General features: G+C 74.3%; 24 protein-coding genes. 7 read left to right on the top strand and 17 right to left on the bottom strand.

Annotated elements, in window-relative coordinates; all coding sequences use genetic code 11:
* Positions 1 to 15: 15 nt before the first annotated feature.
* Genes ACI79A_RS18405 through arsB form a run of 3 tightly spaced genes read right to left on the bottom strand, consistent with a single transcriptional unit; the run spans position 16 to position 3,196 of the window.
* Positions 16 to 1,428, bottom strand: a complete 1,413-nt coding sequence (locus ACI79A_RS18405; protein ID WP_457085208.1) for an FAD-dependent oxidoreductase — start codon at positions 1,426 to 1,428, stop codon at positions 16 to 18.
* Positions 1,425 to 2,069 (bottom strand): arsenate-mycothiol transferase ArsC, encoded by a 645-nt coding sequence (locus ACI79A_RS18410; protein ID WP_457085209.1) that lies wholly within the window; start codon positions 2,067 to 2,069, stop codon positions 1,425 to 1,427. The genes ACI79A_RS18405 and ACI79A_RS18410 overlap by 4 nt, the downstream gene beginning before the upstream one ends.
* Positions 2,069 to 3,196, bottom strand: coding sequence for an ACR3 family arsenite efflux transporter (gene arsB / locus ACI79A_RS18415; RefSeq protein ID WP_457085210.1), 1,128 nt, complete (start codon positions 3,194 to 3,196; stop codon positions 2,069 to 2,071). The genes ACI79A_RS18410 and arsB overlap by 1 nt, the downstream gene beginning before the upstream one ends.
* A 111-nt stretch (positions 3,197 to 3,307) precedes the next feature.
* Between arsB and ACI79A_RS18420 the strand changes: the two genes are divergently transcribed.
* Positions 3,308 to 3,694, top strand: a complete 387-nt coding sequence (locus ACI79A_RS18420; protein ID WP_457085211.1) for an ArsR/SmtB family transcription factor — start codon at positions 3,308 to 3,310, stop codon at positions 3,692 to 3,694.
* A 7-nt stretch (positions 3,695 to 3,701) separates the two neighbouring features.
* Here the strand turns inward: ACI79A_RS18420 and ACI79A_RS18425 are convergent, their stop codons facing one another.
* On the bottom strand, positions 3,702 to 4,616 hold the full coding sequence (locus ACI79A_RS18425) for a DMT family transporter (protein ID WP_457085212.1): 915 nt from the start codon (positions 4,614 to 4,616) through the stop codon (positions 3,702 to 3,704).
* 100 nt (positions 4,617 to 4,716) lie between these two features.
* Positions 4,717 to 5,355 carry a hypothetical protein gene (locus ACI79A_RS18430; RefSeq protein ID WP_457085213.1) on the bottom strand — a complete coding sequence of 213 codons (639 nt, stop codon included), beginning with the start codon at positions 5,353 to 5,355 and terminating at the stop codon, positions 4,717 to 4,719.
* A gap of 64 nt (positions 5,356 to 5,419) precedes the next feature.
* Between ACI79A_RS18430 and ACI79A_RS18435 the strand changes: the two genes are divergently transcribed.
* Entirely contained in the window at positions 5,420 to 5,815 is a 396-nt protein-coding gene (locus ACI79A_RS18435) for an SRPBCC family protein (RefSeq protein ID WP_457085214.1), read from the top strand.
* Positions 5,816 to 5,818: 3 nt separating this feature from the next.
* Here ACI79A_RS18435 and ACI79A_RS18440 read toward each other — a convergent pair whose 3' ends face one another.
* From ACI79A_RS18440 to ACI79A_RS18455, 4 genes are all read right to left on the bottom strand, one after another.
* Positions 5,819 to 6,577 carry an SDR family NAD(P)-dependent oxidoreductase gene (locus ACI79A_RS18440; protein WP_457085215.1) on the bottom strand — a complete coding sequence of 253 codons (759 nt, stop codon included), beginning with the start codon at positions 6,575 to 6,577 and terminating at the stop codon, positions 5,819 to 5,821.
* A gap of 94 nt (positions 6,578 to 6,671) precedes the next feature.
* Positions 6,672 to 7,325: an NUDIX domain-containing protein gene (locus ACI79A_RS18445; RefSeq protein ID WP_457085216.1), complete on the bottom strand. Its 654-nt coding sequence runs from the start codon at positions 7,323 to 7,325 to the stop codon at positions 6,672 to 6,674.
* A gap of 152 nt (positions 7,326 to 7,477) precedes the next feature.
* Positions 7,478 to 8,920: a uracil-xanthine permease family protein gene (locus ACI79A_RS18450; RefSeq protein ID WP_457085217.1), complete on the bottom strand. Its 1,443-nt coding sequence runs from the start codon at positions 8,918 to 8,920 to the stop codon at positions 7,478 to 7,480.
* 189 nt (positions 8,921 to 9,109) lie between these two features.
* Complete coding sequence (locus ACI79A_RS18455; RefSeq protein ID WP_457085218.1) at positions 9,110 to 11,050, bottom strand: PucR family transcriptional regulator; 1,941 nt, start codon at positions 11,048 to 11,050, stop codon at positions 9,110 to 9,112.
* A 504-nt stretch (positions 11,051 to 11,554) separates the two neighbouring features.
* Between ACI79A_RS18455 and ACI79A_RS18460 the strand changes: the two genes are divergently transcribed.
* Entirely contained in the window at positions 11,555 to 12,397 is an 843-nt protein-coding gene (locus ACI79A_RS18460) for a DUF2877 domain-containing protein (protein WP_457085219.1), read from the top strand.
* Between the two features lie 42 nt (positions 12,398 to 12,439).
* Here the strand turns inward: ACI79A_RS18460 and ACI79A_RS18465 are convergent, their stop codons facing one another.
* The 8 genes from ACI79A_RS18465 to rpe form a co-directional block, all read right to left on the bottom strand.
* Positions 12,440 to 12,901 carry an SSI family serine proteinase inhibitor gene (locus ACI79A_RS18465; protein ID WP_457085220.1) on the bottom strand — a complete coding sequence of 154 codons (462 nt, stop codon included), beginning with the start codon at positions 12,899 to 12,901 and terminating at the stop codon, positions 12,440 to 12,442.
* Between the two features lie 19 nt (positions 12,902 to 12,920).
* A complete protein-coding gene (gene hisG, locus ACI79A_RS18470; protein ID WP_457085221.1) occupies positions 12,921 to 13,787 on the bottom strand; it encodes an ATP phosphoribosyltransferase in 867 nt (288 codons plus the stop codon).
* A gap of 100 nt (positions 13,788 to 13,887) precedes the next feature.
* Positions 13,888 to 14,151 carry a phosphoribosyl-ATP diphosphatase gene (locus tag ACI79A_RS18475; protein WP_457065007.1) on the bottom strand — a complete coding sequence of 88 codons (264 nt, stop codon included), beginning with the start codon at positions 14,149 to 14,151 and terminating at the stop codon, positions 13,888 to 13,890.
* Positions 14,148 to 14,672, bottom strand: a complete 525-nt coding sequence (gene ribH / locus ACI79A_RS18480) for a 6,7-dimethyl-8-ribityllumazine synthase (RefSeq protein ID WP_457085222.1) — start codon at positions 14,670 to 14,672, stop codon at positions 14,148 to 14,150. Before ribH ends, ACI79A_RS18475 begins: the two co-directional genes overlap by 4 nt.
* Positions 14,673 to 14,763: 91 nt before the next feature.
* Entirely contained in the window at positions 14,764 to 16,044 is a 1,281-nt protein-coding gene (locus tag ACI79A_RS18485; protein WP_457085223.1) for a bifunctional 3,4-dihydroxy-2-butanone-4-phosphate synthase/GTP cyclohydrolase II, read from the bottom strand.
* Complete coding sequence (locus ACI79A_RS18490; RefSeq protein WP_457085224.1) at positions 16,041 to 16,676, bottom strand: riboflavin synthase; 636 nt, start codon at positions 16,674 to 16,676, stop codon at positions 16,041 to 16,043. Before ACI79A_RS18490 ends, ACI79A_RS18485 begins: the two co-directional genes overlap by 4 nt.
* 1 nt (position 16,677) lies before the next feature.
* On the bottom strand, positions 16,678 to 17,742 hold the full coding sequence (gene ribD / locus ACI79A_RS18495; protein WP_457085225.1) for a bifunctional diaminohydroxyphosphoribosylaminopyrimidine deaminase/5-amino-6-(5-phosphoribosylamino)uracil reductase RibD: 1,065 nt from the start codon (positions 17,740 to 17,742) through the stop codon (positions 16,678 to 16,680).
* On the bottom strand, positions 17,739 to 18,404 hold the full coding sequence (gene rpe / locus ACI79A_RS18500) for a ribulose-phosphate 3-epimerase (protein WP_457085226.1): 666 nt from the start codon (positions 18,402 to 18,404) through the stop codon (positions 17,739 to 17,741). Before rpe ends, ribD begins: the two co-directional genes overlap by 4 nt.
* Before the next feature lie 133 nt (positions 18,405 to 18,537).
* On the opposite strand from rpe, the gene ACI79A_RS18505 reads away from it, so the two are divergent.
* The 4 genes from ACI79A_RS18505 (at position 18,538) to ACI79A_RS18520 (ending at position 21,315) form a co-directional block, all read left to right on the top strand.
* On the top strand, positions 18,538 to 18,834 hold the full coding sequence (locus tag ACI79A_RS18505; protein WP_457085227.1) for a hypothetical protein: 297 nt from the start codon (positions 18,538 to 18,540) through the stop codon (positions 18,832 to 18,834).
* Between the two features lie 92 nt (positions 18,835 to 18,926).
* Complete coding sequence (locus ACI79A_RS18510) at positions 18,927 to 19,328, top strand: hypothetical protein (RefSeq protein WP_457085228.1); 402 nt, start codon at positions 18,927 to 18,929, stop codon at positions 19,326 to 19,328.
* Between the two features lie 52 nt (positions 19,329 to 19,380).
* The gene (locus ACI79A_RS18515) at positions 19,381 to 19,776 is read left to right on the top strand and encodes a hypothetical protein (protein WP_457085229.1); all 396 of its coding nucleotides are present in this window, start codon (positions 19,381 to 19,383) and stop codon (positions 19,774 to 19,776) included.
* 60 nt (positions 19,777 to 19,836) lie between these two features.
* On the top strand, positions 19,837 to 21,315 hold the full coding sequence (locus ACI79A_RS18520; RefSeq protein WP_457085230.1) for an aldehyde dehydrogenase family protein: 1,479 nt from the start codon (positions 19,837 to 19,839) through the stop codon (positions 21,313 to 21,315).
* The last annotated feature ends 53 nt before the right edge of the window (positions 21,316 to 21,368 follow it).

Below are 21,368 nucleotides of genomic sequence, written 5' to 3' on the forward strand. Positions count from 1 at the left end.
CCTCGTTCAAGGGGCTCATTCGGCCAGCGCCGAGGGCAGTGGATCGATGCGGGTCGGGCGGTGTTCCCGGCTCCACGCCTGGGCGGCCATCTGCACGGCGTCCCAGGGTGAACCCAGTGGCGGGGTGTAGGCCAGGTCCAGGTCGGCCAGACCGTCCACGGTCATCGCGGAGAACAGCGCGGTGGCGTAGACGTCGGCCCGCTTGGCGACCTCGCTGCCGATCCGGCCGACCAGCTGCGCCCCGAGCAGCCGGCCGGTGTCGGCGTCCGCGGCGACCCGGATCGTGATCGGCCGGGCGCCGGGGTAGTACGCCTTGTGGTCGTCCGGGCTGGTCTGGGTGGTCACCGGCCGGAAGCCGGCGGCGAGCGCCTCGTGCTCCAGCAGGCCGGTCCGGGCGGCGACCAGGTCGAAGACCTTGACCACCTGGGTGCCGACGATGCCGGCGAAGCGGGCGTGGCCGCCCACGGCGTTGGCGCCCGCGACCCGGCCCTGCTTGTGCGCGGTGGTGCCCAGCGGCAGCCAGGTGACGCCCAGCAGGCGGTGGTGGGTGACCACGCAGTCACCGGCGGCCCACACGTGCGGCAGGCCGGTGGCCATGGTCTCGTCCACGACCACCGCGCCCCCGACGCCGGTGCTCGCCCCGGCGTCGACCAGCAGCCGCACGTCGGGCCGGACGCCCGCGACGACGACCACCAGGTCGAAGGCGCGCTCCGGCCGGCCGGTGGCGGTGACGGCGATCCGGGCGTCGGCGGTGCGGGTCAGCGCCTCGACGGTGGTGCCGGTGAGCACCTCGACACCGTGGGCGGTCATCTCCGCCCGCACCAGGGCGCCGAGCTCGGCGTCGACCGTGGTGAGCACCTCCGCCGGGCGCTGGGCCACGGTGGTGGCGATACCCCGGGCGACGAGGGCCTCGGCCAGCTCCACGCCGATGTAGCCGGCGCCCACGACGAGCGCGCTGCGCACCGGGCGACCGGTCAGGCTCGCCATCAGGGCGTGCATGTCGCCGATGGTGTGCAGCAGGTGCAGGCCGTCGGCCGGCCCGAGCCCGCCCGGGCCGACGCCCGCGATCGCCGGGACCGCCGGGACGGCGCCGGTGCCCACGACGAGCTCGTCGTAGGGCAGCAGCTCGGCCGTACCGTCGGGGCCGGTCACCGCGACCTGCTGCCCGGCCACGTCGATGCCGGTGGCCCGGGTGTCGATTCGGACGGTCAGCCCGGCGGCCTCGAGGTCGGCGGCGGTGCGGTGCGCCAGCGTCTGCCAGGGCTGCACGTCGCCGGAGACGTGGTACGGGATCCCGCAGATCGAGTAGTTGGGGTAGGCGTCGGCGACCACCACGGTGACCTGCGCGGTCGGGTCCAGCTCGCGGGCCCGCAGGCCGGCGGAGATGCCGGCGTCGCTCCCGCCGATCACGACCAGGCGGCGGCTCATGCCCCGAGCTCGGCGAGCAGCCCGCGCACGCGGGTCTCGATGTCGGCGGCGATGGCGTCGACCGCAGCCCGGTCCCGCCCGGCCGGGTCGGCGACGTCCCAGTCCAGGTACCGCTTGCCGGGGTAGACCGGGCACGCGTCCCCGCAGCCCATGGTCACCACCACGTCGGCCGCCTGGACGACGTCGTCGGTCAGCGGCTTCGGGAAGGCGTCGGTCACCGGCATGCCGCGGGCGGTCAGCACCTCGAGGACGACCGGATCGACCTCGTCGGCCGGTAGGGACCCGGCCGACCGGACGTGCACCCGCCCCTCCGACAGCTGTTCGACCATGGCCGCAGCCAGCTGCGAGCGACCGGCGTTGTGCACGCAGACGAACAGCACCTCGGGGGCCTCCTTGGCCAGCACCCCCTTGGCCTGCGCGAGCGCGGTGAGCCGCTCGGTGGCGAATCGGCAGGTCAGCACCGGCAAGTGGGTCTTCACCCGGGCGGTGCGGCCGAGGGTGGCGTAGGACTCGAAGACCATCCGCTCGACGGTCTCCGGGCTCACCATCCCGGCGAAGCGGGCTGACAGGTCCTCGACGTGGCGCCGCAGCACCGTGTTCGGGTCCAGCAGGCCGGACGTGGTGCGCTCGGTGCTGGTCATCAGCGGACTCCCTCGGGTGCGGTGACGGGGACGGTCGAGTCGCCGGGGAACCAGCGCCGGGCGGCCCAGAGCGAGACGTAGACCAGGCCGACCAGCACCGGCACCTCGATCAGCGGGCCGACGACGCCGGCCAGCGCCTGGCCGGAGGTGACCCCGAAGGTGCCGATCGCGACGGCGATCGCCAGCTCGAAGTTGTTGCCGGCGGCGGTGAAGGCCAGCGTCGCGGTCTTCGCGTACCCCAGCCGCAGCCGCATGCCGAGCAGGAACGAGCCCCCGAACATCAGGACGAAGTAGGCCAGCAGCGGCAGCGCGATGCGGGCGACGTCCCAGGGGTTCGAGGTGATCGCGTCGCCCTGCAGGGCGAAGAGCATGACGATGGTGAAGAGCAGGCCGTACAGGGCGACCGGGCCGATCTTCGGCAGGAACCGGCCCTCGTACCACTCGCGCCCCTTGGCCCGCTCACCGATCGTGCGGGTGAGGAAGCCGGCGACCAGCGGGATGCCGAGGAAGACCAGCACCGACACCACGATCGCCCAGAAGCTGAACTCCGCCGACGTGGTCGCCAGCCCCAGCCAGCCGGGGAGCACCTGCAGGTAGAACCAGCCCAGGACGGCGAAGGCGAGGATCTGGAAGACCGAGTTGATCGCCACCAGCACGGCGCCGGCCTCGCGGTCGCCGCAGGACAGGTCGTTCCAGATGAGCACCATCGCGATGCAGCGGGCCAGGCCGACGATCACCAGGCCGGTGCGGTACTCGGGCAGGTCGGGCAGCAGCAGCCAGGCCAGCGCGAACATCAGCGCCGGGCCGACCAGCCAGTTCAGCGCCAAGGAGGCGCCCAGCAGCGTGCGGTCCCCGGTCACCCGGTCGAGCTCGGTGTACCGGACCTTGGCCAGCACCGGGTACATCATCAGCAGCAGGCCGATGGCGATCGGCAGGCTCACCTCGCCGATCCGGACGGCGTCGAGGGCGTCGTCCAGCCCGGGCACCAGCCGGCCGAGCAGCAGCCCGGCGACCATCGCCACGATGATCCACACCGGGAGGAACCGGTCCAGCGTGGACAGGCGGGCCAGCACCGGGGTCTCGAGATCGGTGCTGGGACGCGGGTTCTCCGCGACGGTGTCGCTCATCGGGCGGGCACTCCTCCCCGCCGCGACGCGACGGATCGATGACGGTCTATCCGTGGCAGAACTCTGCCCCAAGGGATCGACAGACGTCAATGCGGGCACGACACTGGCCTGGTGAACAACAGCGGAACGCCCGCGTCGCTGACCCTCGAGGTGCTGCCCTCGTCGGCCCCCGGGTGCGCACCGGTCCCCCTGGGCGCCGGCCTCGGTGCCGCACGCGCCGGCGAGCTGGCCCGCACGCTGAAGGCGCTGGCCGATCCCGCCCGGCTGCGCGTGCTCTCCCTGGTCGCCGCCGGGGCGGGCCGCGAGGTGTGCGTCTGCGACCTCACCGAGCCGCTGGGCCTGTCCCAGCCGACGGTCTCCCACCACCTCAAGGTGCTGGTCGACGCCGGCTTCCTGGCCCGGGACAAGCGCGGGGTGTGGGCGTACTACTCGCTCGTGCCCGGTGCGATGGACGCCGTGGTGGCCGCGCTGCCCGGCGTCGCGGTGCCCACCGCCTGAGCACCGGTCAGCCGGTGGTGGCCGTCTCCTGCGGAACCGGCACCGGCCGGCGCACCCGGCCGCGTCGGCGGGAGATGCCCACCCCGGCCAGGCACACCACACCGCCGACCACCGCGAGCGCGGGCGGCACCTCGTCGAGCAGCAGCCAGCCCATCAGCACCACCAGCGGCGGCACCAGGTAGGTGGTCACGCCCAGCCGGCCGGCGTCCATCCGGGAGAGCGCGTAGGCCCAGGTGCTGAACGCGATCGCCGTCGGCACCGCACCGAGGTAGACCATCCCCGCGATCGAGGACGCCGGGGCGGTGCGCAGGTCGGTGACGAGCACCCCCGCCCACGGCAGGCAGCACACCGCGCCGATGGCGCAGGCGGTCCAGGTGACCTGCAGCCCGGGCAGCCGGCGCAGCAGCGGTTTCTGCGCCACCACACCACCGGCGTAGGTGACCGCGGCGACCAGGCACAGCAGCACGCCGGCCAGGTCCGCACCGGACCCCCGGGTGGCCAGGCCGATGAGCAGCACCCCGGCGAAGGCGACGGCGAGCCCGACCATCAGCCAGCGCGGGAACCCCTCGCCGAGCAGCAACCCGGCCAGCAGCGCGATCAGCAGCGGGCCGATGTTGACCAGCATCGCCGTCGTCCCCGCATCCAGGTGCTGCTCGGCGGCGTTGAGCGCCACGTTGTAGATGCCGAACCAGCCGACGCCGCAGACCAGCAGCAGCCGCCACTCCCCGCGCGTCGGGGCGACCCAGCCACGGCGCACCAGCAGCAGGCCGAGGACGGCGGCGCCGACCAGCAGCCGGCCCAGCGCCAGCGCGCCGGGCGAGAGGTCCTCCCCGACCGCGCGGATCCCGATGAACGCCGAGGCCCAGGCGAGCACGGTGACGGTGACGGCCAGCAGCACCAGGGGACGTCGAGGAGCGGACACGGAACAGAAGCTAGGGGTCCGCACCGACGGTCTCCGGCGGTTTCCGGACGTCGCACCGGGACTGGCGGTCGCGTCCCGGACGATGGCCGGATTGACGCGGTCAGGTTCGGGACGCGGGATCCGGGTGGTCGGCGAGGAAGCGCTCCGCGCGCCGAGCCTCCCGGTGCACCAGCGCGGCCACGACCAGGAGCACCACGGTCGCGACCGCCGAGAAGATCACGGTGGACCGCGTCGGTGCGCCGATCGCGCGCCCCAGTTGCTGCACCACGACGCCGACGATCAGCAGGAGCTGGTGCCGCTGCAGCACGAACTGCCGCGCCACCTCCCGGGCCAGCGGCAACCGGGCCGGATCGACCTCCGCCCGCCCGCGCACCTGCGCACGCAGCCCACGTCGCTGGTCCCGGCTCAGCACGGCGGTCGGATGGAACTGCGACCACGCGGCCCGGAACAGCCCGGTCCGCCACGCGACCACCCCGTAGCCGAGCATCACCGCCAGGCCAGCGCACTGGACCACGAGGCCCGCCGCCGGCCAGCCGCCGGACGGTCCGGGGTCGGGCACCAGCTCATCGCCGGCCAGCACCGCCAGCAGGAGCCCCCCGGCCAGCGCCAGCACCGCGACGGCGAGCGCCCACGACCAGCGGAGCAACCGTGCGCGGCGCAGCCGGTCCCGGGTGTCCGCGCTCGGCGCCCGATCGAGCACCGACAGCGCCTCGGCCCAGCGGCGGTCGTCGTCGGTCACGGCGACGAGGCTGCCGCAGGTGATCACGGGACGTCCAGCCGGTGGGCTGCGGCACGATGCGCACATGAGCGAGTCGCGGCACCTCGGCGTGCGCATCGACCGGCCGGCCGCGGAGGTCTACGCGTGGGCGCGCGACCCGGCCCACCTGCCGCAGTGGGCCGCCGGGCTGGCCGCCGGCATCACGGAGGTCGACGGCGAGTGGGTGGCCGATTCGCCGATGGGCCGGGTGCTCGTGCGCATGGCCCCGGAGAACACCTTCGGCGTCCTCGACCACGACGTCGTCCTGCCCGACGGCACGACGGTGTCCAACCCGCTGCGGGTGCTCCCCAACGGCGACCGCTGCGAGGTCGTCTTCACCCTGCGCCACCGGCTCGGCACGGACGATGCCGCGTTCGAACTGGACGCCGCCGCGGTCCGCGCCGACCTGGCCGCGCTCAAGCGGGTGCTCGAGCGCGGCTGACCGTCAGCGCTGCTGGTCGGTGGGGCGCACCAGCACCTCGTTGACCGCCACGTGCGGCGGCTGGGTGACCAGGTACAGCACCGCGCGGGCGACGTCCTCCGGATCGAGGGTGCGCATCGTCTGCGCCATCTCCTGCGACTGGCGTCGCGCGTCGGCCTGGGTGATGTGGCTGGACAGCTCGGTCGCGACGGCGCCCGGCTCGACCAGCCCGATCCGCACGCCGCGCTGGGTGACCTCCTGACGGAGTGACTCGCTGAACGCGTTCACCGCCCACTTGCTGGCGTTGTAGACCCCGGCGCCGAGCCGGGCGGTGCGGCCGGCGACGCTGCTGATGTTGACCACGTCCCCCGAACCCTGCTCGACCATGCCCTCGATGGCGGCATGGGTCATGTACATCAGCCCGAGCACGTTGGTGTGCAGCATGCGGCGCCAGTCCTCGGGGTCGGCGCCGACGATCGTGCCGAGCAGCATCACCCCGGCGTTGTTCACCAGGACGTCCAGCCCGCCCAGCTCGCTCCGGGTCCGCTCGACCGCCGTCCGGCACTGCTGTTCGTCGGTGACGTCGAGGTCGAGGGTGAGCACCCGGGCACCGCTGCCACCGATGCGCTCGGCGAGTGCGTCCAGCCGGTCCCGGCGGCGCGCACCGACGGCCACCGCGGCGCCGGCCTCGGCCAAGGCGATCGCCGTCGCCTCGCCGATCCCCGACGACGCCCCGGTGACCAGCGCGACCTTCCCCTGCAGCGGGCGGGCGGACTCGGTCATGCGTGCCTCCTCGGAGCCGCCGGGCGCGGCCTCGGACGGCCTGTGCCCCGTCCCGGCCCGGCTCACGCGCGAACCCGTTGCCCCGCGCACCCGCTCAGTGGGCGAACGGTCCCGACAGCGCCGCCCACTGCAGCAGCAGGATCGTCTTGGCATCGACGATGTCCGAGCCGATGCGAGCCAGGGCGTCGTCGAAGGCCAGCTCGACGACCTCGATGTCCTCGCCCTCCTCGGCCAGCCCGCCGCCGGCGTCGGTGCGGGTGCCCGCGTCGTAGGGACCGGCGTAGCAGTGCAGCTGCTCGGTGACCGAGCCCGGGCTCATGAACACGTCGAACACGTGGGTCAGCTCCCCGACCCGGTGGCCGGTCTCCTCCTCGGCCTCGCGCCGGACGGCGGTCACCGGGTCGTCGTCGTCCAGCAACCCGGCCGCGGTCTCCAGCAGCAGCCCGTCGGGGTGGCCGTTGACGTAGGCGGGGAAGCGGAACTGACGGGTGAGCAGCACGGTGCGGCGCTCGACGTCGTGCAGCAGCACGGTGGCGCCGTTGCCCCGGTCGTAGGTCTCCCGGGTCTCGGTGGTCCAGCGCCCGTCGCGGTGCCGCTGGTCGAACGTGGTCTTGCGCAGCACGTACCAGTCGCTGGACAGCAGCTCGACCTCGCGAACCCGGATGGCGTCGTTGCCGGTCAGGTCGCGGCCGACCTGGTCCAGCCCGGTGCGGCCGCGCCGGTCCGGGGTGTCGATCCCTGCGGTCATCTGTCTCCCCTCACAGCGGTCGGACGTGCCACCGGCGACGCCTCCTGGCTCACCGTGCGTGCTCCTGGCTCACCGTGGGGGCTGAGCCAGGAGCACGCATGATCAGGTCACCTGATCCCGGGGCGGTACCGCCGGGCCGGTGGGCGATCGGGTCAGCGGCTCCGGTTGATCCGGTCGACGTCGGAGGGGTCGGGGCCCCCCGGATCGTTCACGTGGCTGCCGGAGGCCCCCAGCGCCGGGCCGGTGCCGGCGGCGAAGCCGCCCTCCTGGTACAGCGCGTCCTTCATGTCCGCCGGTGCGAGCGCCCGCGCGACGTGCCAGCCGACCACCGCGACGATCGTGCCGAGGGCGATGCCGCCGATGGAGTACTCCTCGCTGAACCGCAGCTGGACGTCGCCGATGCCGATGATGATCCCGGCGGCCAGCGGCACCAGGTTGATCGGGTTCGCGAAGTCGACCCGGTTCTCCTTCCAGATCTTGGCGCCGAGCAGGCCGATCATCCCGTAGAGGACGACGGTGATCCCGCCGAGCACGGCGGCCGGGGTCGCGTTGACGAGGGCCCCGAACTTGGGCACCAGACCCAGCAGGATCGCGACCAGGGCCGCGACGTAGTAGGCCGCGGTCGAGTAGACCCGGGTGGCGGCCATGACGCCGATGTTCTCCGCGTAGGTCGTCGTCGGCGAGCCGCCGACCGAGGTGGCCACCACGGTGGCGGCGCCGTCGGCGAAGACCGCCCGGCCGAGCACCGGGTCCAGGTCGCGCTTGGTCATCTCGCCGACCGCCTTGACGTGGCCGGCGTTCTCCGCGACCAGCGCGATCACCGCGGGGAGCACCAGCAGCGAGAAGTTGACCGAGAACGACGGCGCGGTGAGGTCGGGGAGCCCGAACCAGGAGGCCTCGCCGATGCCGCTGAGGTCGACCCGGTCGTGGGCCGTGCCGACGCCCGCCTCGTCGTAGGTGACCGCCTGGGAGAAGGTGTCCAGCAGCAGCGAGAGCAGGTACCCGAAGACCAGGCCGAGCAGGATGGAGATCCGGGCCCAGAAGCCGCGCAGCGCCAGCGACACCACGATGACGAACGCCATCGTGGCCAGCGCCACCCACTGGTCCTGCGGCCAGTACAGGCCCGCCGCGACGGGCGCCAGGTTGAAGCCGATCAGCAGCACGACGGCGCCGGTGACCGCCGGGGGCAGCACCTTGTTCACCGTGGCGACGCCGGCGCGCTGGATGAGCAGGCCGACCAGCGCCAGCACGACGCCGGAGACCAGGATCGCGCCGACGACGTCGGAACTGTCCCCGCCCTGCGCCCGTACCGCGGCCACGCCGCCGACGAACGCGGCGCTGGTGCCCAGGTAGGAGGGCACCTTCCCCTGCACGATGAGCAGGAAGATGATCGTCGCGATCCCGCTCATCATGATCGCCAGGTTGGCGTCCAGCCCCATGATCAGCGGGAACACGAAGGTGGCACCGAACATCGCCACCACGTGCTGCGCGCCGATCCCGACGGTGAGCGGCCAGGACAGCCGCTCGTCGGGCGCCACCGCCTCACCCAGTGCCGGGGCCTTGCCGTCCCCGTGGAGCTTCCAGCCGAACGCCATCGGTCCTCCTCGATCCACCCGCCGAGCGAAGTAGCTCAGCGCTGAGGGATCGCACAGTGGCAGACGCCGGGGGCGTTGCACCAGCCCCCGGTGGTCACGTTCCCGTTGCGGCGTGCCGGATGGGACACGCCGCAACGAGACGTAACGCCGGCGACCCGGGACCGCAACGTCGACGGCGCTCCGGCGAGCTCAGGCGAGCAGGTCGAGGCCGTCGTCGAGCACCGCGGCCGCCAGGCCCTCCATCGGTGGCCGGTGCGGCTGGTCGAGCCCCCGGATGCGCGCGGCGTGCAGCGCCAGCAGCAGGTTCAGCCGCAGCGTCGGGTCGGTGGTGAAGGGCCCGAGCAGCCGCTCCAGCTTGCCGATCCGGTACCGCATCGTGTTGTAGTGGAAGTGCAGCCGGCGGGCGGACTCGGCGACGTTGAGGTTGGTCTCCAGCAGCACCCGCAGGGTGTCGCGCAGGTCGCTGGAGTCGACGTCGGCGGAGTCGGCCAGCGGGCCGAGCACCTCGTCGACGTAGGAGCGCAGCTCGCTGCTGTCCGGGATCAGCGACAGCAGCCGGAACACGCCGAGCTGGTCGAAGTGGGTGACGGCGTGCCCACCGTGGATCTCCTGGCCGACGACGAGCGCGCGCTGCGACTGCTGGTAGGCCTCGCCCAGCGCCGACAGCGACTCCGCCGGCCGACCGATCCCGGTGCCCAGCAGCCGTCCGACCCGGCGCAGCCGGGCGTTCACCCGGGCGGTGACCGCGGTGACGAGCGCGGAGAGCTCCTCCGGCGTCCGGCCGTCCAGCGGCAGGACGGTGACGATCTCGGTGGCCAGCCCGGCGACGGCGGCCCCGGCCACCTCGCTGTCGATCGCGGCCCGCCAGCCGTCGGCGAGCCGGTCGAGCACGTCCAGCGCCCGGGTGGGGTCGGCGCCGGCGTCGGCGACGGTCTCCGTCGCCGTCACCAGCACGATGACCGGGCCGTCGAGCCGCCAGCCGAAGGACCGGGTGTAGGCGAGCGCCCGCTCGGTGTGCCCGAACGAGCCGCCGACCAGCCGGCGCACCAGGTCGCCCTGGAAGCGCAGCTCCACCGAGTGCACGGCCTGGGAGCGGATCTCCGACAGCGCGGCGATGACCGCCGCCTGCTCGAGGACCGCCCCGGCACCGAGCAGCATCGGCCCGTGCCGGTTGACCGCCACCAGCCAGCCGTGCCGCTGCTCGCCGGCCATGATCGGGGCGACGGCGTACTCTCCCACCCCGCCGGGGAGCTCGTGGTGGCCGGGCACCAGCAGGATGCCGTCGGCCGGGGACATGTCGGCGTCGGCGAACACGTCGGCCGGGGTGACCGCGCCCTGGTCGGCACGGTTGCCCGACAGGCGGCGCGACGGCGTGAGGTCGGCGAAGGCGTCGTCGGCGGCGGCGTCGAGCAGCCACAGCCAGTCGCGGATCTCGGCGACCTCGGCCGGTGGGCCGGCGCTGGTGGCCACCTCGCGGTCCGGGCCGAGCCCGAGCACGGCCGCCCCGGCGAGGAAGGTGGAGACCTGGACGGTCACCTCGGCCAGCCCACCGCCGGACAGCGCCACGTCGATGAACTGGTTGTGCATCCGGTTGGCCAGGCTCAGCGCCTGCGTCTGCTTGTCGATGATCGCCCCGAGCACCTCGGCGACGACCTCGTCACGCCGGGTGGACTCCGGCAGCGCCACGACCGGGAAGCCGCGCCGGTCGGCCTCGGCCAGCAGCTCGGCGGGCAGCTCACCCTGCGGGGACCCGGGCCCGCCTTCGGACCGGAAGGCGAGCGCGCCGCTGCCGCCGCGGTGCAGCCCCTCGATCAGGGCGCGGCACTGCGCGGCGTCGATCTGCGGGAGCCGGGCGGAGAGGACGACGAGCACGTCGGGGCCGGCCGCGGTCTCCAGGTCACCGGGGTCGCGCACCTCGACGTGCCGGACGATCCGTCGGGTACCGGTGGTGCCACCCACGACGAGGGCCCCGGCCAGTCCCGGCAGCTGCAGGAGCTGGTCGACGGTGAGGCCCATGCTGTCCTGCAGGGCGGTGCGATCGGAGGGCGGCAGCTGCGAGAGCACCGGCTCGATGGACGCCGAAGCGGCACTGAATGTAGCCGCCCGCTCGCTGTTCGCAGCGTAAGTCACGGACGCCTCACGTTCAGTCACTCTGTGTACCCCCAATGCGCCCCGTCTTTCCCGATCCGACGAGAATCTTGTCAGACGTCCCTGGACGGCAGAAGCCGAGCTTGGCGAGAATCGCCATACAGAGCCGGACGGCGCGCCACTGGGTTCGTGGCCCGGTCCTGTGTCCCGGGTCGGATGGTAGGCCGTCCCCGCATCCCAGCGGGGCCAGCGCTCCTCTCCGGCCCTCGATGAGCACACCGGGACGGGGCCGGCGATGCCAGCCACCTCCCGGCGACCGCACGGGTGGAGGGCCACATGCGCACCATCGACGAGAGCACCGGCGGGCAGGGCGACGCCGGGACTCCGGACACCAGAGGACCGGACGGCAGGGCGGCACACGGCGCGACCGCGACCGCACCGTCCACCCGGTCGGGACGGGCGGCCCGCGCCGGGGTCCCCACGATCCACCTGCCATCCGGCTCCCGGACCACCGCGCTCCCCCTCCCCCGGTCCGGGGGCACCGCGGTGCCCGCGCAGGCCAGCACCGGGGTGGCCGACCTGCTGCGCGGCCCGGTCCGCTCCGCCCGGGTGCTGCTGTCGGTGCCCGCCGCCGTGTACCTGACGGTGCCCACGCCCTCGGGGCCGGACGTCGTCGGCGTGCTGACCGCCGATGCCGCCCGGCTGCCCCTGGGGTGCGTGCTCTTCCGGCCGGCCAACGGCCGCCCCCTGGTCTCGGTGCCGACCGGAGCGCCCGCGCGGGTCGGCGGCGGCCGGCTGGTGGTGGGCGACCTGACCGTCAGCGCGGCCGCCTGGTGGGACCCCCGCCCGAAGCTGCCCAGCGCACGTCCGGCGCTGCTGCCCGAAGGCGTCCGCCAGCTGCGCACCGCCCTCTACGGCGAGGGCGTGCCGCACAGCGCGTTCTCCCTGCCGGGCCTGCCGACCGGCCCCAGCGGCCCGCTCGCCGCGCTCCGCGGGGCGGTCCGCCGGGCCGACCTCGACGCCGCGCTGCGCACCGCGACCCGGCTGGTCGGGCTCGGCCCCGGGCTCACCCCGGCCGGCGACGACGTGCTGGCCGGGCTGACCGCCGGTCTGGTCCTGCTCGGGCACCCGGCGGCCGAGCGGTTCGGCGCCGGGGTCACCTCGCTGGCCGCGGGCCGGACCACCGAGCTGTCCCGGGCCCTGCTGCGGCACGCCGCAGCCGGTCAGGTCAGCGGCGAGTACGCCGCGGTGCTGCGGGGCCTGGTCGGCGACGGCGCCCTCGCCCCGGCGATCGCGGCGCTGCTGGCGACCGGCTCGACCAGTGGCCGGGCGATGTCCCTCGGGTTGTGCACCGCCATCGACCTGGTCGACCGCACCACCCGGCGCTGACCGCCGGCCGGGCCGGGCCCACCCCGGTCCGGCCGGCGGGGTTCAGCCGACGGCGACGGGCAGCAGCGGCGCGAGCCGGTCCCACTGGGCGATGCGGCAGCCATCGGTGCGGGACAGCTCCAGGTCGACCGGGTCGCCGCCCCACAAGCCGGTGATCCGCGCGGTCTGCGGGCCGCCGTGCTGCTGGGTGCACACGGCGTCCGCGGGCACCGGTGCGAACGGGTCCGCGAGGCCCTCCAGGTGCGCGCAGGCCGTCTCGGCGTCGGGGAGGTCCCCCTCCACGAAGCCGACGCAGGTCAACGTGTAGCGGGCCGGCTCGGCGCCCTCACCGGGGTCGACCTCGATCACCAGGTCGTTGTCGGCCCGGCTGATCCCGCCCCCGGCGGCGGCGTCGTCCGTGGGCGTTGCCGAGGTCGGCGCCGGGGACCGGGTGGCCCCGCCGTCCGACCCGGTGCCGCAGGCGGCGAGCAGGAGCAACGGCAGCATCAGCAGGGCACGGCGCATGCCGCCCAGCATGCCGGTGCTAGATGCGGGAGGCGGCGATGCTGGTGACCAGGATCGCCCGCGCGCCGACCTCCCAGAGCTCGTCCATCACCCGGTTGGTCTCCTCGCGGCGGATCATCGCCCGCACGGCGGACCAACCCTCGGTCTGCAACGGGCTGACCGTCGGACCCTCGAGCCCTGGGGTGACCTCGGTGGCCCGGGCGAGCAGGTCGTTGGGGCAGTCGTAGTCGAGCATCACGTACTGCCGGGCGACCAGCACGCCGCGCAGCCGGCGCATCAGCTGCGCCACCTGGGGGATCTCCTCCGCGCCCGCCCGGCGGACCAGCACCGCCTCGCTGGCCAGCACCGGCTCGCCGATGATCCGCAGCCCGGCGGCGCGCAGCGTCGTGCCGGTCTCGACCACGTCGCAGACGGCGTCGGCCACGCCCAGCCGGCAGGCGGTCTCCACCGCGCCGTCGAGCTTCACCACCCCGGCCTTCAGCCCGTTGTCGTCGAGGAACCGCTGCAGCAGGCCGGGGTAGGCGGTGGCGATCCGCTTCCCCTCCAGCTGGGCGACCTGCTCGATGTCGGACTCCGCCGGGCTGGCGAACCGGAAGGAGGACCGCCCGAACCCCAGCGGCATCACCTCGACGGCGGCCAGCCCCGCCCCCTCGGCCGGTGCGGTCTCCAGCAGCATGTCCCGCCCGGTGATCCCGACGTCGAGCGTGCCGGCGGCGACGTAGACGGCGATGTCCCGCGGGCGGAGGTAGAAGAACTCCGCGTCGTTCTCCGGGTCGTACACCGCGAGGTCCTTGGTGCTGCGCCGCTGCCGGTAGCCGCTCTCGACCAGCATCTCGGCCGCGGGTTCGCTGAGGACGCCCTTGTTGGGCACGGCGACGCGCAGCACTGGACTAGCTCCTTCGGACGGGGCGGGACCTACCGGCCCCGCTGCAGGGGCCCGCCGCGAGCGAAGCGAGCGGTGGGGGCAGCGGGGTCCTTCGACTTCTTCAGAGGTGAGCGTAGACGTCCTGCAGGGACAGCCCGCGCGCCAGCATCAGCACCTGCACCCGGTAGAGCAGCTGGCTGATCTCCTCCGCGGTCCGGTCGGCGCCCTCGTGCTCGGCCGCCATCCAGGACTCCGCGGCCTCCTCGACCACCTTCTTGCCCGCGGCGTGGACGCCGTCGCGGACGGCGGTGACCGTACCGGAGGCCTCGTCGCCGGCCGCGACCTTGGCGCTCAGCTCGGCGAACAGCTCGTCGAAGGACTTCACGCGCCGGTCGCCCCCGCCGGGTCGATGCCGAAGCCGGTGCTGTGCTTGGGCGCACGCAGGTCACGGAGCACCAGCGCGGTCTGCAGGGCGGCGGCGGTGGCCTCCCAGCCCTTGTCCTCACCGGAGTCGTCCATGCCGGCCCGGTCGCGGGCCTGCTGCTCGCCCTCGGTGGTGAGCACGCCGTTGCCCACCGGCTTCCCGGCGTCCAGCGACACCCGGGTCAGCCCGGCGGTGAAGGAGTCGCAGACGTAGTCGAAGTGCGGCGTACCGCCCCGGACGACGACGCCCAGGGCGACCACGGCGTCGTGGGTGGCGGCCAGCGCCTGGGCCACCACCGGCAGCTCGATGGCGCCGGGGACCCGCACCACGGTCGGCGCGGGGATGCCCGAGGCCTCCGCGCAGGCGACCGCCCGCTTCAGCAGGGAGTCGGCGATGTCGCCGTGCCAGGTGGCGGCGACGATGCCCAGGGTCAGGCCGCTGGCGTCGATGGGCTGCTGCTGGGGGGATCCGGACCCGCTCATGGGCTCTCCTCGAACGTGCTGGTGCGCGAGCGTGTGCCGCTGCTGCGCGGTGACGACGGTGCAGTGTGCCGGTCGACCGGGGGGCAGCCGGTCACATCGGCTGCTCGTCGGCGCGCCGCGCCGGTTGGGCCGGCACGTCGCCCTCCGGCTCCGGCTCGATGATGTCCAGCAGGTGGCCCATCCGGTCGCGCTTGGTGCGCAGGTAACCCAGGTTGTCCGCGGTGACGTGGCTGGGCAACCCCACCCGGCCGGTGATCTTCAGCCCGTACCCCTCCAGCCCGGCGCGCTTGGCCGGGTTGTTGGTCAGCAGGCGCATGGTGCGGATGCCCAGGTCGACCAGGATCTGCGCGCCGGTGCCGTAGTCCCGGGCGTCGGCGGGCAGGCCCAGGTCGAGGTTGGCGTCCACGGTGTCCACGCCGGAGTCCTGCAGCTGGTAGGCCTGCAGCTTGTGCAGCAGGCCGATGCCCCGGCCCTCGTGACCGCGGATGTAGAGGACGACGCCCCGGCCCTCCTGCGCCACGGCGGCCAGTGCCGCCTGCAGCTGCGGCCCGCAGTCGCAGCGCAGCGAGCCGAAGACGTCCCCGGTGAGGCACTCGGAGTGCACCCGGACCAGCACGTCCTCGCCGTCGCCGATCTCGCCGTAGACGAAGGCGACGTGCTCGCGCTCGTCGTAGGAGCTGCGGTAGCCGACCGCGGTGAACTCCCCCGGCCCCAGGGGCACCCGGGCCTCGGCGACCCGCTCGACCAGCTTGTCGAAGCGCTTGCGGTAGGCGATGAGGTCGGCGATGGAGATCATCGCGAGGTCGTGCTCGTCGGCGAAGACGCGCAGCTCGTCGCCGCGGGCCATGCCCACCGGGTCCTTCTCGCTGACGACCTCGCACAGCGCGCCGGCCGGGCGCAGCCCGGCGAGCACGGCCAGGTCGACGGCTGCCTCGGTGTGCCCCGGCCGGCGCAGCACGCCGCCGTCCTTGGCGCGCAGCGGCACGATGTGCCCGGGGCGGGCGAGGTCGGCGGCGTTGGTCTCGGCCGCGGCCAGCAGCCGGATGGTGTGCGCCCGGTCGGCGGCGGAGATGCCGGTGGTCACGCCCTCACGGGCGTCGACGGTGACCGTGTACGCGGTGCCGCGGCGGTCCTGGTTGACCCGGAACATCGGCGGCAGGTCCAGCCGGTCGGCGTCGGCCTCGGTGACCGCCACGCAGATGTAGCCCGACGTGTACCGGACCATGAACGCCACCAGCTCGGGGGTGGCGAGCTCGGCGGCGAAGATGAGGTCGCCCTCGTTCTCCCGGTCCTCGTCGTCGACGACGACCACCGGCCGGCCGCTCTTGACCGCCGTGATGGCGTCCTCGACGGAGTCCAGCTGCCAGCTCATGCGCGGGCCCCCAACAGTCGTTCGACGTACTTGGCGATGACGTCCACCTCCAGGTTGACCGGGTCACCGGGAGCGCGGGCGCCCAGGGTCGTCTCCCGCAGCGTCGTCGGGATGAGGCTGACCTCGAACCACGGCTCGGGCCGGTCGGCCTCCTCGTCGTCGGAGAGCCCGCTGACGGTCAGCGAGACGCCGTCGACGGTGATCGAGCCCTTCTCCACCACGTAGCGGGCCAGGTCGGCGGGCACGGAGACCCGCACGACCTCCCAGTGGTCGCCGGGGGTGCGGGACACCACGGTGCCGACGCCGTCGACGTGGCCCTGCACGATGTGCCCGCCCAGCCGGGTGGCCGCGGTGACCGCGCGCTCCAGGTTCACCGCGTCGCCGACACCGGTGGCGCCCAGGCTGCTGCGGCGCAGCGTCTCGGCCATGACGTCGGTGGTCCACACGCCGGTGCCGTCGGCCTCGTCGCGGGCCACGCCGGTGACGGTCAGGCAGACGCCGTTGACCGAGATCGAGTCGCCCAACGCGACGTCCTCGAGCGCGCGCGCCGCCCGGATGTGCAGCACGGCGCTGTCCGGGCCCTCCTCGCGCGCCACCAGGGTGCCGAGCTCCTCCACGATGCCGGTGAACACCTCAGCTCCCTCCTGCGTCCGGGCCGTCCGTCGGCGGCCCGTCAGTGTGCCGGGTGGGCCGCAGCCGGATCTGCACGTCCCCGCCCAGGCGGGTGACGTCGAGGACCTGCAGGTGCAGCGCTCCACTCATCGTGGGGATTCCCAGGTCCCCGACCATGCCGGCACCCGCGCCGAGCAGCTGCGGAGCCAGGTGCACCACCGCCTCGTCGACCAGCCCGGCGGTGAGGAAGGCAGCGGCCAGCGTCGGCCCGCCCTCCAGCAGCACCCGGCGGACGTCCCGGTCGAACAGCTCGGCGAGCAGCTCGGCCGGGGTCGCTGCGGCGCTGACCAGGGTGGGCGCCGCACCGTCGAGCACCCGGGCGGTCGCCGGCAGCCGGCCGCGGCGGTCCACGACCACCCGCAGGGGCTGCCGGTCGGCGTCCCGTCCGGTGGCGTCCCGCACGGTCAGCTGCGGGTCGTCGGCGAGCGCCGTCCCCGAGCCGACCACCACCGCGTCGCAGCCGGCGCGCAACCGGTGCACCTCGGCGCGGGCGTCCGGGCCGGTGATCCAGCGGCTGGTCCCGTCGGTGGCGGCCACCCGCCCGTCCAGCGTCGTCGCCACCTTCCACACCACGTGGGGTCGGTGCTCGCGCACGCCGGTCAGCCAGCCGGCCAGGGCCCCCTCGGCGGCCGCGGCCTGCTCGGCGCCCAGCTCGACGTCCACCCCGCCGGCGCGCAGCCGCTCGGCGCCGCCACCGGCCAGCCCGGTGGGTTCGGGAACGGCGACGACCACCCGGGCGACGCCGGCGGCGAGCAGCGCGTCGGCGCAGGGGCCGGTGCGCCCGGTGTGCGCGCACGGCTCGAGGGTGACGACGACGGTGCCACCCCGGGCGCGCTCGCCGGCCTGGGCCAGGGCGTGCACCTCGGCGTGGGGGCCGCCGGGCGGGGAGGTCGCCCCCTCCCCCACCACGTGGCCGTCGGCGTCGAGCACGACCGCGCCGACCGCCGGGTTGGGGCTCGTGGTGCCCAGCACCCGGAGCCCGAGCTCCCGGGCGCGGGCCATCGCCGCGGCCTCGGCGGCGTTCACCGGGCGCCGGCTGCCCGGGCCCGCAGGGCCGCGATGGCGCGCGCCGGGTCGTCGGCGCCGTAGACCGCGGAGCCGGCCACGAAGACGTCGGCGCCGGCCTCGGCGGCGGCCTCGATGGTGTCGGCGTTGATGCCGCCGTCGACCTCGACGAACAGCCGGAGGTGGCCGGCGTCGACCAGCCGGCGGGCTTCGCGCACCTTGGGCAGCACCTCGGGCATGAACGACTGCCCGCCGAACCCGGGCTCGACGGTCATCACCAGCAGGGTGTCGAAGTCCGGCAGCACGTCGAGGTAGGCGTCCAGCGGCGTCCCCGGCTTGATCGCCAGGCCGGCCAGGGCGCCGGAGGCCTTCAGGTCGCGGGCGACGGCGCGGGGGTCGGTGCAGGCCTCCGCGTGCACCGTCACGTTCCGGGCGCCCATCTCGGCGTATCCCGGGGCCCAGCGCTCGGGGTGCTCGATCATGAGGTGGCAGTCCAGCGGCACCGGGCTCACCGCCTGGATCGCCTGCGCCACCGGCAGGCCCAGGGTCAGGTTGGGCACGAAGTGCGCGTCCATCACGTCGACGTGGAGCCAGTCGGCGTCGGCGACGCGCTGGACCTCGTCGGCGAGCCGGGCGAAGTCCGCGGACAGCAGGCTGGGCGCGATCATCGGTTCCGGGGACACCCGGTGATCGTAGGTGCAGCGGAACCGGTCACCCGATCGGGCGACAGCGCCTCGTCGACCCGGCCGTTCCGGTCACCGAACGTCACGATCACGGGGCGTCCCGCCGGAGGACCACCGACGAACAGGAGTCCTGATGTCCCAGACCGGCCAGCACCGCGCCACCCCGGGCAGCCAGCAGTCGAACGGGCCGGCCACCGCCGGGATGGTCTGCGGCATCATCGCCGCCGCCACGTTCTGGGTGCCCTTCCTCTACCTCCTCTCCAGCCTGCTGCTCGGTGTCGTCGCGGTCGTGCTCAGCCACAAGGGCCGGGCGCGCGCAGCAGCCGGCGCCGGTGGCGCCGGGTTCGCCCTCACCGGCCTCATCTGCGGGTACGCGGCGATCACGCTGTCGATCGCGAACGGCGTGATCGGCGCCCTGGCCGCCAGTTGACCGACGCCGCGGCCGGGGCCGACCGGCCCGGCCGCGGCCCGGCTCCGGACCGCGCACCGCCCGTGCGACCGTCGTTCGCCGTCGTGGCGGGTGTGACGCTGGCGGTCGACGCGGCCCTGGCCTGGGCGCCGGTCGAGTTGTTCGACCCCCGGGTCCTCAGCGGGCTCGTCGGCGGCGCCATCGGCTCGCTCGCCGTCGCCTGGTGGCGCAACGGTCGGTCATTCCGCACCGACCCGCGCGTGCGCGCGGTGGCGACCGCCCTGCGCGACCACACCGACCCGGGACCGGAGCTTCGGGACGCCGTCACCGACCGGGCCCGGCGGGTGGTTGCCGGTCCACGCTCGGAGACCTGGCTGCCACCGGTGCTGCTCGGTGCGCCGGCGCTGGCCTGCGTGGTCGTCGGGCTCGTGCGCGGCGCCCCCCGATGGTGCTGTCCGCCCTGCCCCTCATCGGGTTGGCCGCCTGGGCCGTCACGGCGCAGCGGAACCAGCTGACCCGTGCCCAGCGGTGGCTCACCGGTCCACCCCACACCCCCGGGACGACACAGTGACCGCTCCGGAGCAGTTCACCGACTGGACCGAGGTGGAGCGCCGCGGCCGGCGCAACGACGCCCTGGGTGTGCTCGGTCTGGTCGCCTTCATCCTCGCCCTGTTCGCGCTGACCGGAGGGCTCGGCGTCGTCAACGGCGCGGCGGCGTGGTGGGCGCTGGCCGGGTACGTGGCGCTGCTCGCCGCGATTTTGATCCTGCAGCGCACCGTGCCCCGGATGCGCCGCACCGCCGTGGACGGGCGCCGGCCCGAGCCGATGATCGAGCGGGAGCTGGCACCGACGGGACCCCTCGCCTGGATCTGCCGGACGGTGACCGGGCACCTGGAGCTCGTGCTCCGGCGAGATCTGCGGGCCGCCGGTGCAGCGGACGGCGGCACCAACCCGCACTACTGACCGAGCCGACGATCCGGCCTGCGGGGTTCCATTGCGCACGACCGGGTACGCACCCTGCACATGACGACGGCCACCTCAGCACCCACCCGATACGACGGCTTCGACCGCATGCCGATCGCCGGCACCTGGCGCGCCGGCCGGGCCGGCAGGACGGCCACCGACACCGACCCCTACACCGGTGAGACGCTCACCGAGATCCCGCTGGCCAACGCCGAGGACCTCGACGAGGCCTACGCCCGCGCGAAGGAAGCCCAGCGCGACTGGGCCGCCCGGCTGCCCAGCGAGCGCGCCGACGTGATGCGCCGCGCGGCCCGGATCATGGAGGCCCGCAAGGACGAGATCGTCGACTGGCACATCCGGGAGAGCGGCGCCGCCGCCCCGGCCGCGGAGTTCGAGTACGCGATCACCCTGCGCGACTTCCACGAGTCCTCCTCCTACCCGTACCGGGTGGAGGGCCGGATCCTCCCCGCCGACATCGAGGGCAAGGAGAGCCGGGTCTACCGCCGCCCGGTGGGCGTGGTCGCGGTGATCAGCCCGTGGAACGTGCCGATGCACCTGTCCAACCGGTCGGTCGCCCCCGCGCTGGCCACCGGCAACGCCGTCGTCCTCAAGCCGGCCGGCGACACCCCGGTGACCGGCGGCCTGCTGCTGGCGAAGATCTACGAGGAGGCCGGCCTCCCCGACGGGGTGCTGTCGGTGCTCATCGGCGCCGGCCGCGACATCGGCGACGCGATCGTGGAGCACCCCGTCCCGCGGGTCGTGTCGTTCACCGGCTCCACCCCGGTCGGCAAGGGCATCGCGCAGAAGGCCGGGCTGAAGAAGCTCTCCCTGGAGCTGGGCGGCAACGGCCCGCTGGTGGTCCTCGACGACGCCGACCTGGAGTACGCGGTGAACGCCGCGGCGTGGGGCAAGTTCTTCCACCAGGGCCAGGTCTGCATGATCACCAACCGGATCGTGGTGGACGCCGCGGTGCACGACGAGTTCGTCGACCGCTACGTGGCCAAGGTGCGCGATCTGAAGGCCGGCGACCCGCGCGACGACGACACCGTGATCGGCCCGATCATCAACAGCAGCCAGCTGGAAGGCATCCAGGGGATGGTCGCCCAGGCCCGCGAGGACGGCGCCGACCAGGTGCTCGGCGGCGACCCGACTGGTCCGATCGGGTCGGTCCTACCCCCGCACGTGCTGCTGGGGAGCAACGACGTCGCCACCGCCCGGCAGGAGGTGTTCGGCCCGGTCGCCACCATCATCGAGGCCCGGGACGAGGCCGACGCCCTGCGGATCGCCAACGACACCGAGTACGGGCTGTCCAGCGCGGTCTTCACCGAGGACGTGCTGCGCGGCGTGAACTTCGCCCTGCAGGTCGAGGCCGGGATGACCCACGTCAACGACTCCCCGCTCAACGACGAGAACAACACCGCCTTCGGCGGGGAGAAGGAGTCCGGGCTGGGCCGCTTCGGCGGTGAGTGGGCGATCGAGGAGTTCACCACCGATCACTGGGTGAGCGTGCAGCACACCAAGCGCCAGTTCCCCTTCTGAGCAACGGCAGCACCGTGCGGTGGGTACCCGTTCCCGGCCGGGAACGGGCACCC

The sequence above is a fragment of the Modestobacter sp. SYSU DS0657 genome, assembly GCF_054050925.1.

Bases quoted from the DNA above. Each gene is read 5' to 3' on its own strand.
- ACI79A_RS18435 (WP_457085214.1), top strand. From the start codon at position 5,420: ATGAGCGAGTCGCGGCACCTCGGCGTGCGCATCGACCGGCCGGCCGCG.
- arsB (WP_457085210.1), bottom strand. From the start codon at position 3,196: ATGAGCGACACCGTCGCGGAGAACCCGCGTCCCAGCACCGATCTCGAG.
- ACI79A_RS18505 (WP_457085227.1), top strand. From the start codon at position 18,538: ATGTCCCAGACCGGCCAGCACCGCGCCACCCCGGGCAGCCAGCAGTCG.
- ACI79A_RS18450 (WP_457085217.1), bottom strand. From the start codon at position 8,920: ATGGCGTTCGGCTGGAAGCTCCACGGGGACGGCAAGGCCCCGGCACTG.
- ACI79A_RS18445 (WP_457085216.1), bottom strand. From the start codon at position 7,325: ATGACCGCAGGGATCGACACCCCGGACCGGCGCGGCCGCACCGGGCTG.
- ribH (WP_457085222.1), bottom strand. From the start codon at position 14,672: ATGAGCGGGTCCGGATCCCCCCAGCAGCAGCCCATCGACGCCAGCGGC.
- ACI79A_RS18520 (WP_457085230.1), top strand. From the start codon at position 19,837: ATGACGACGGCCACCTCAGCACCCACCCGATACGACGGCTTCGACCGC.
- ACI79A_RS18405 (WP_457085208.1), bottom strand. From the start codon at position 1,428: ATGAGCCGCCGCCTGGTCGTGATCGGCGGGAGCGACGCCGGCATCTCC.
- ACI79A_RS18485 (WP_457085223.1), bottom strand. From the start codon at position 16,044: ATGAGCTGGCAGCTGGACTCCGTCGAGGACGCCATCACGGCGGTCAAG.
- ACI79A_RS18440 (WP_457085215.1), bottom strand. From the start codon at position 6,577: ATGACCGAGTCCGCCCGCCCGCTGCAGGGGAAGGTCGCGCTGGTCACC.
- ACI79A_RS18465 (WP_457085220.1), bottom strand. From the start codon at position 12,901: ATGCGCCGTGCCCTGCTGATGCTGCCGTTGCTCCTGCTCGCCGCCTGC.
- ACI79A_RS18410 (WP_457085209.1), bottom strand. From the start codon at position 2,069: ATGACCAGCACCGAGCGCACCACGTCCGGCCTGCTGGACCCGAACACG.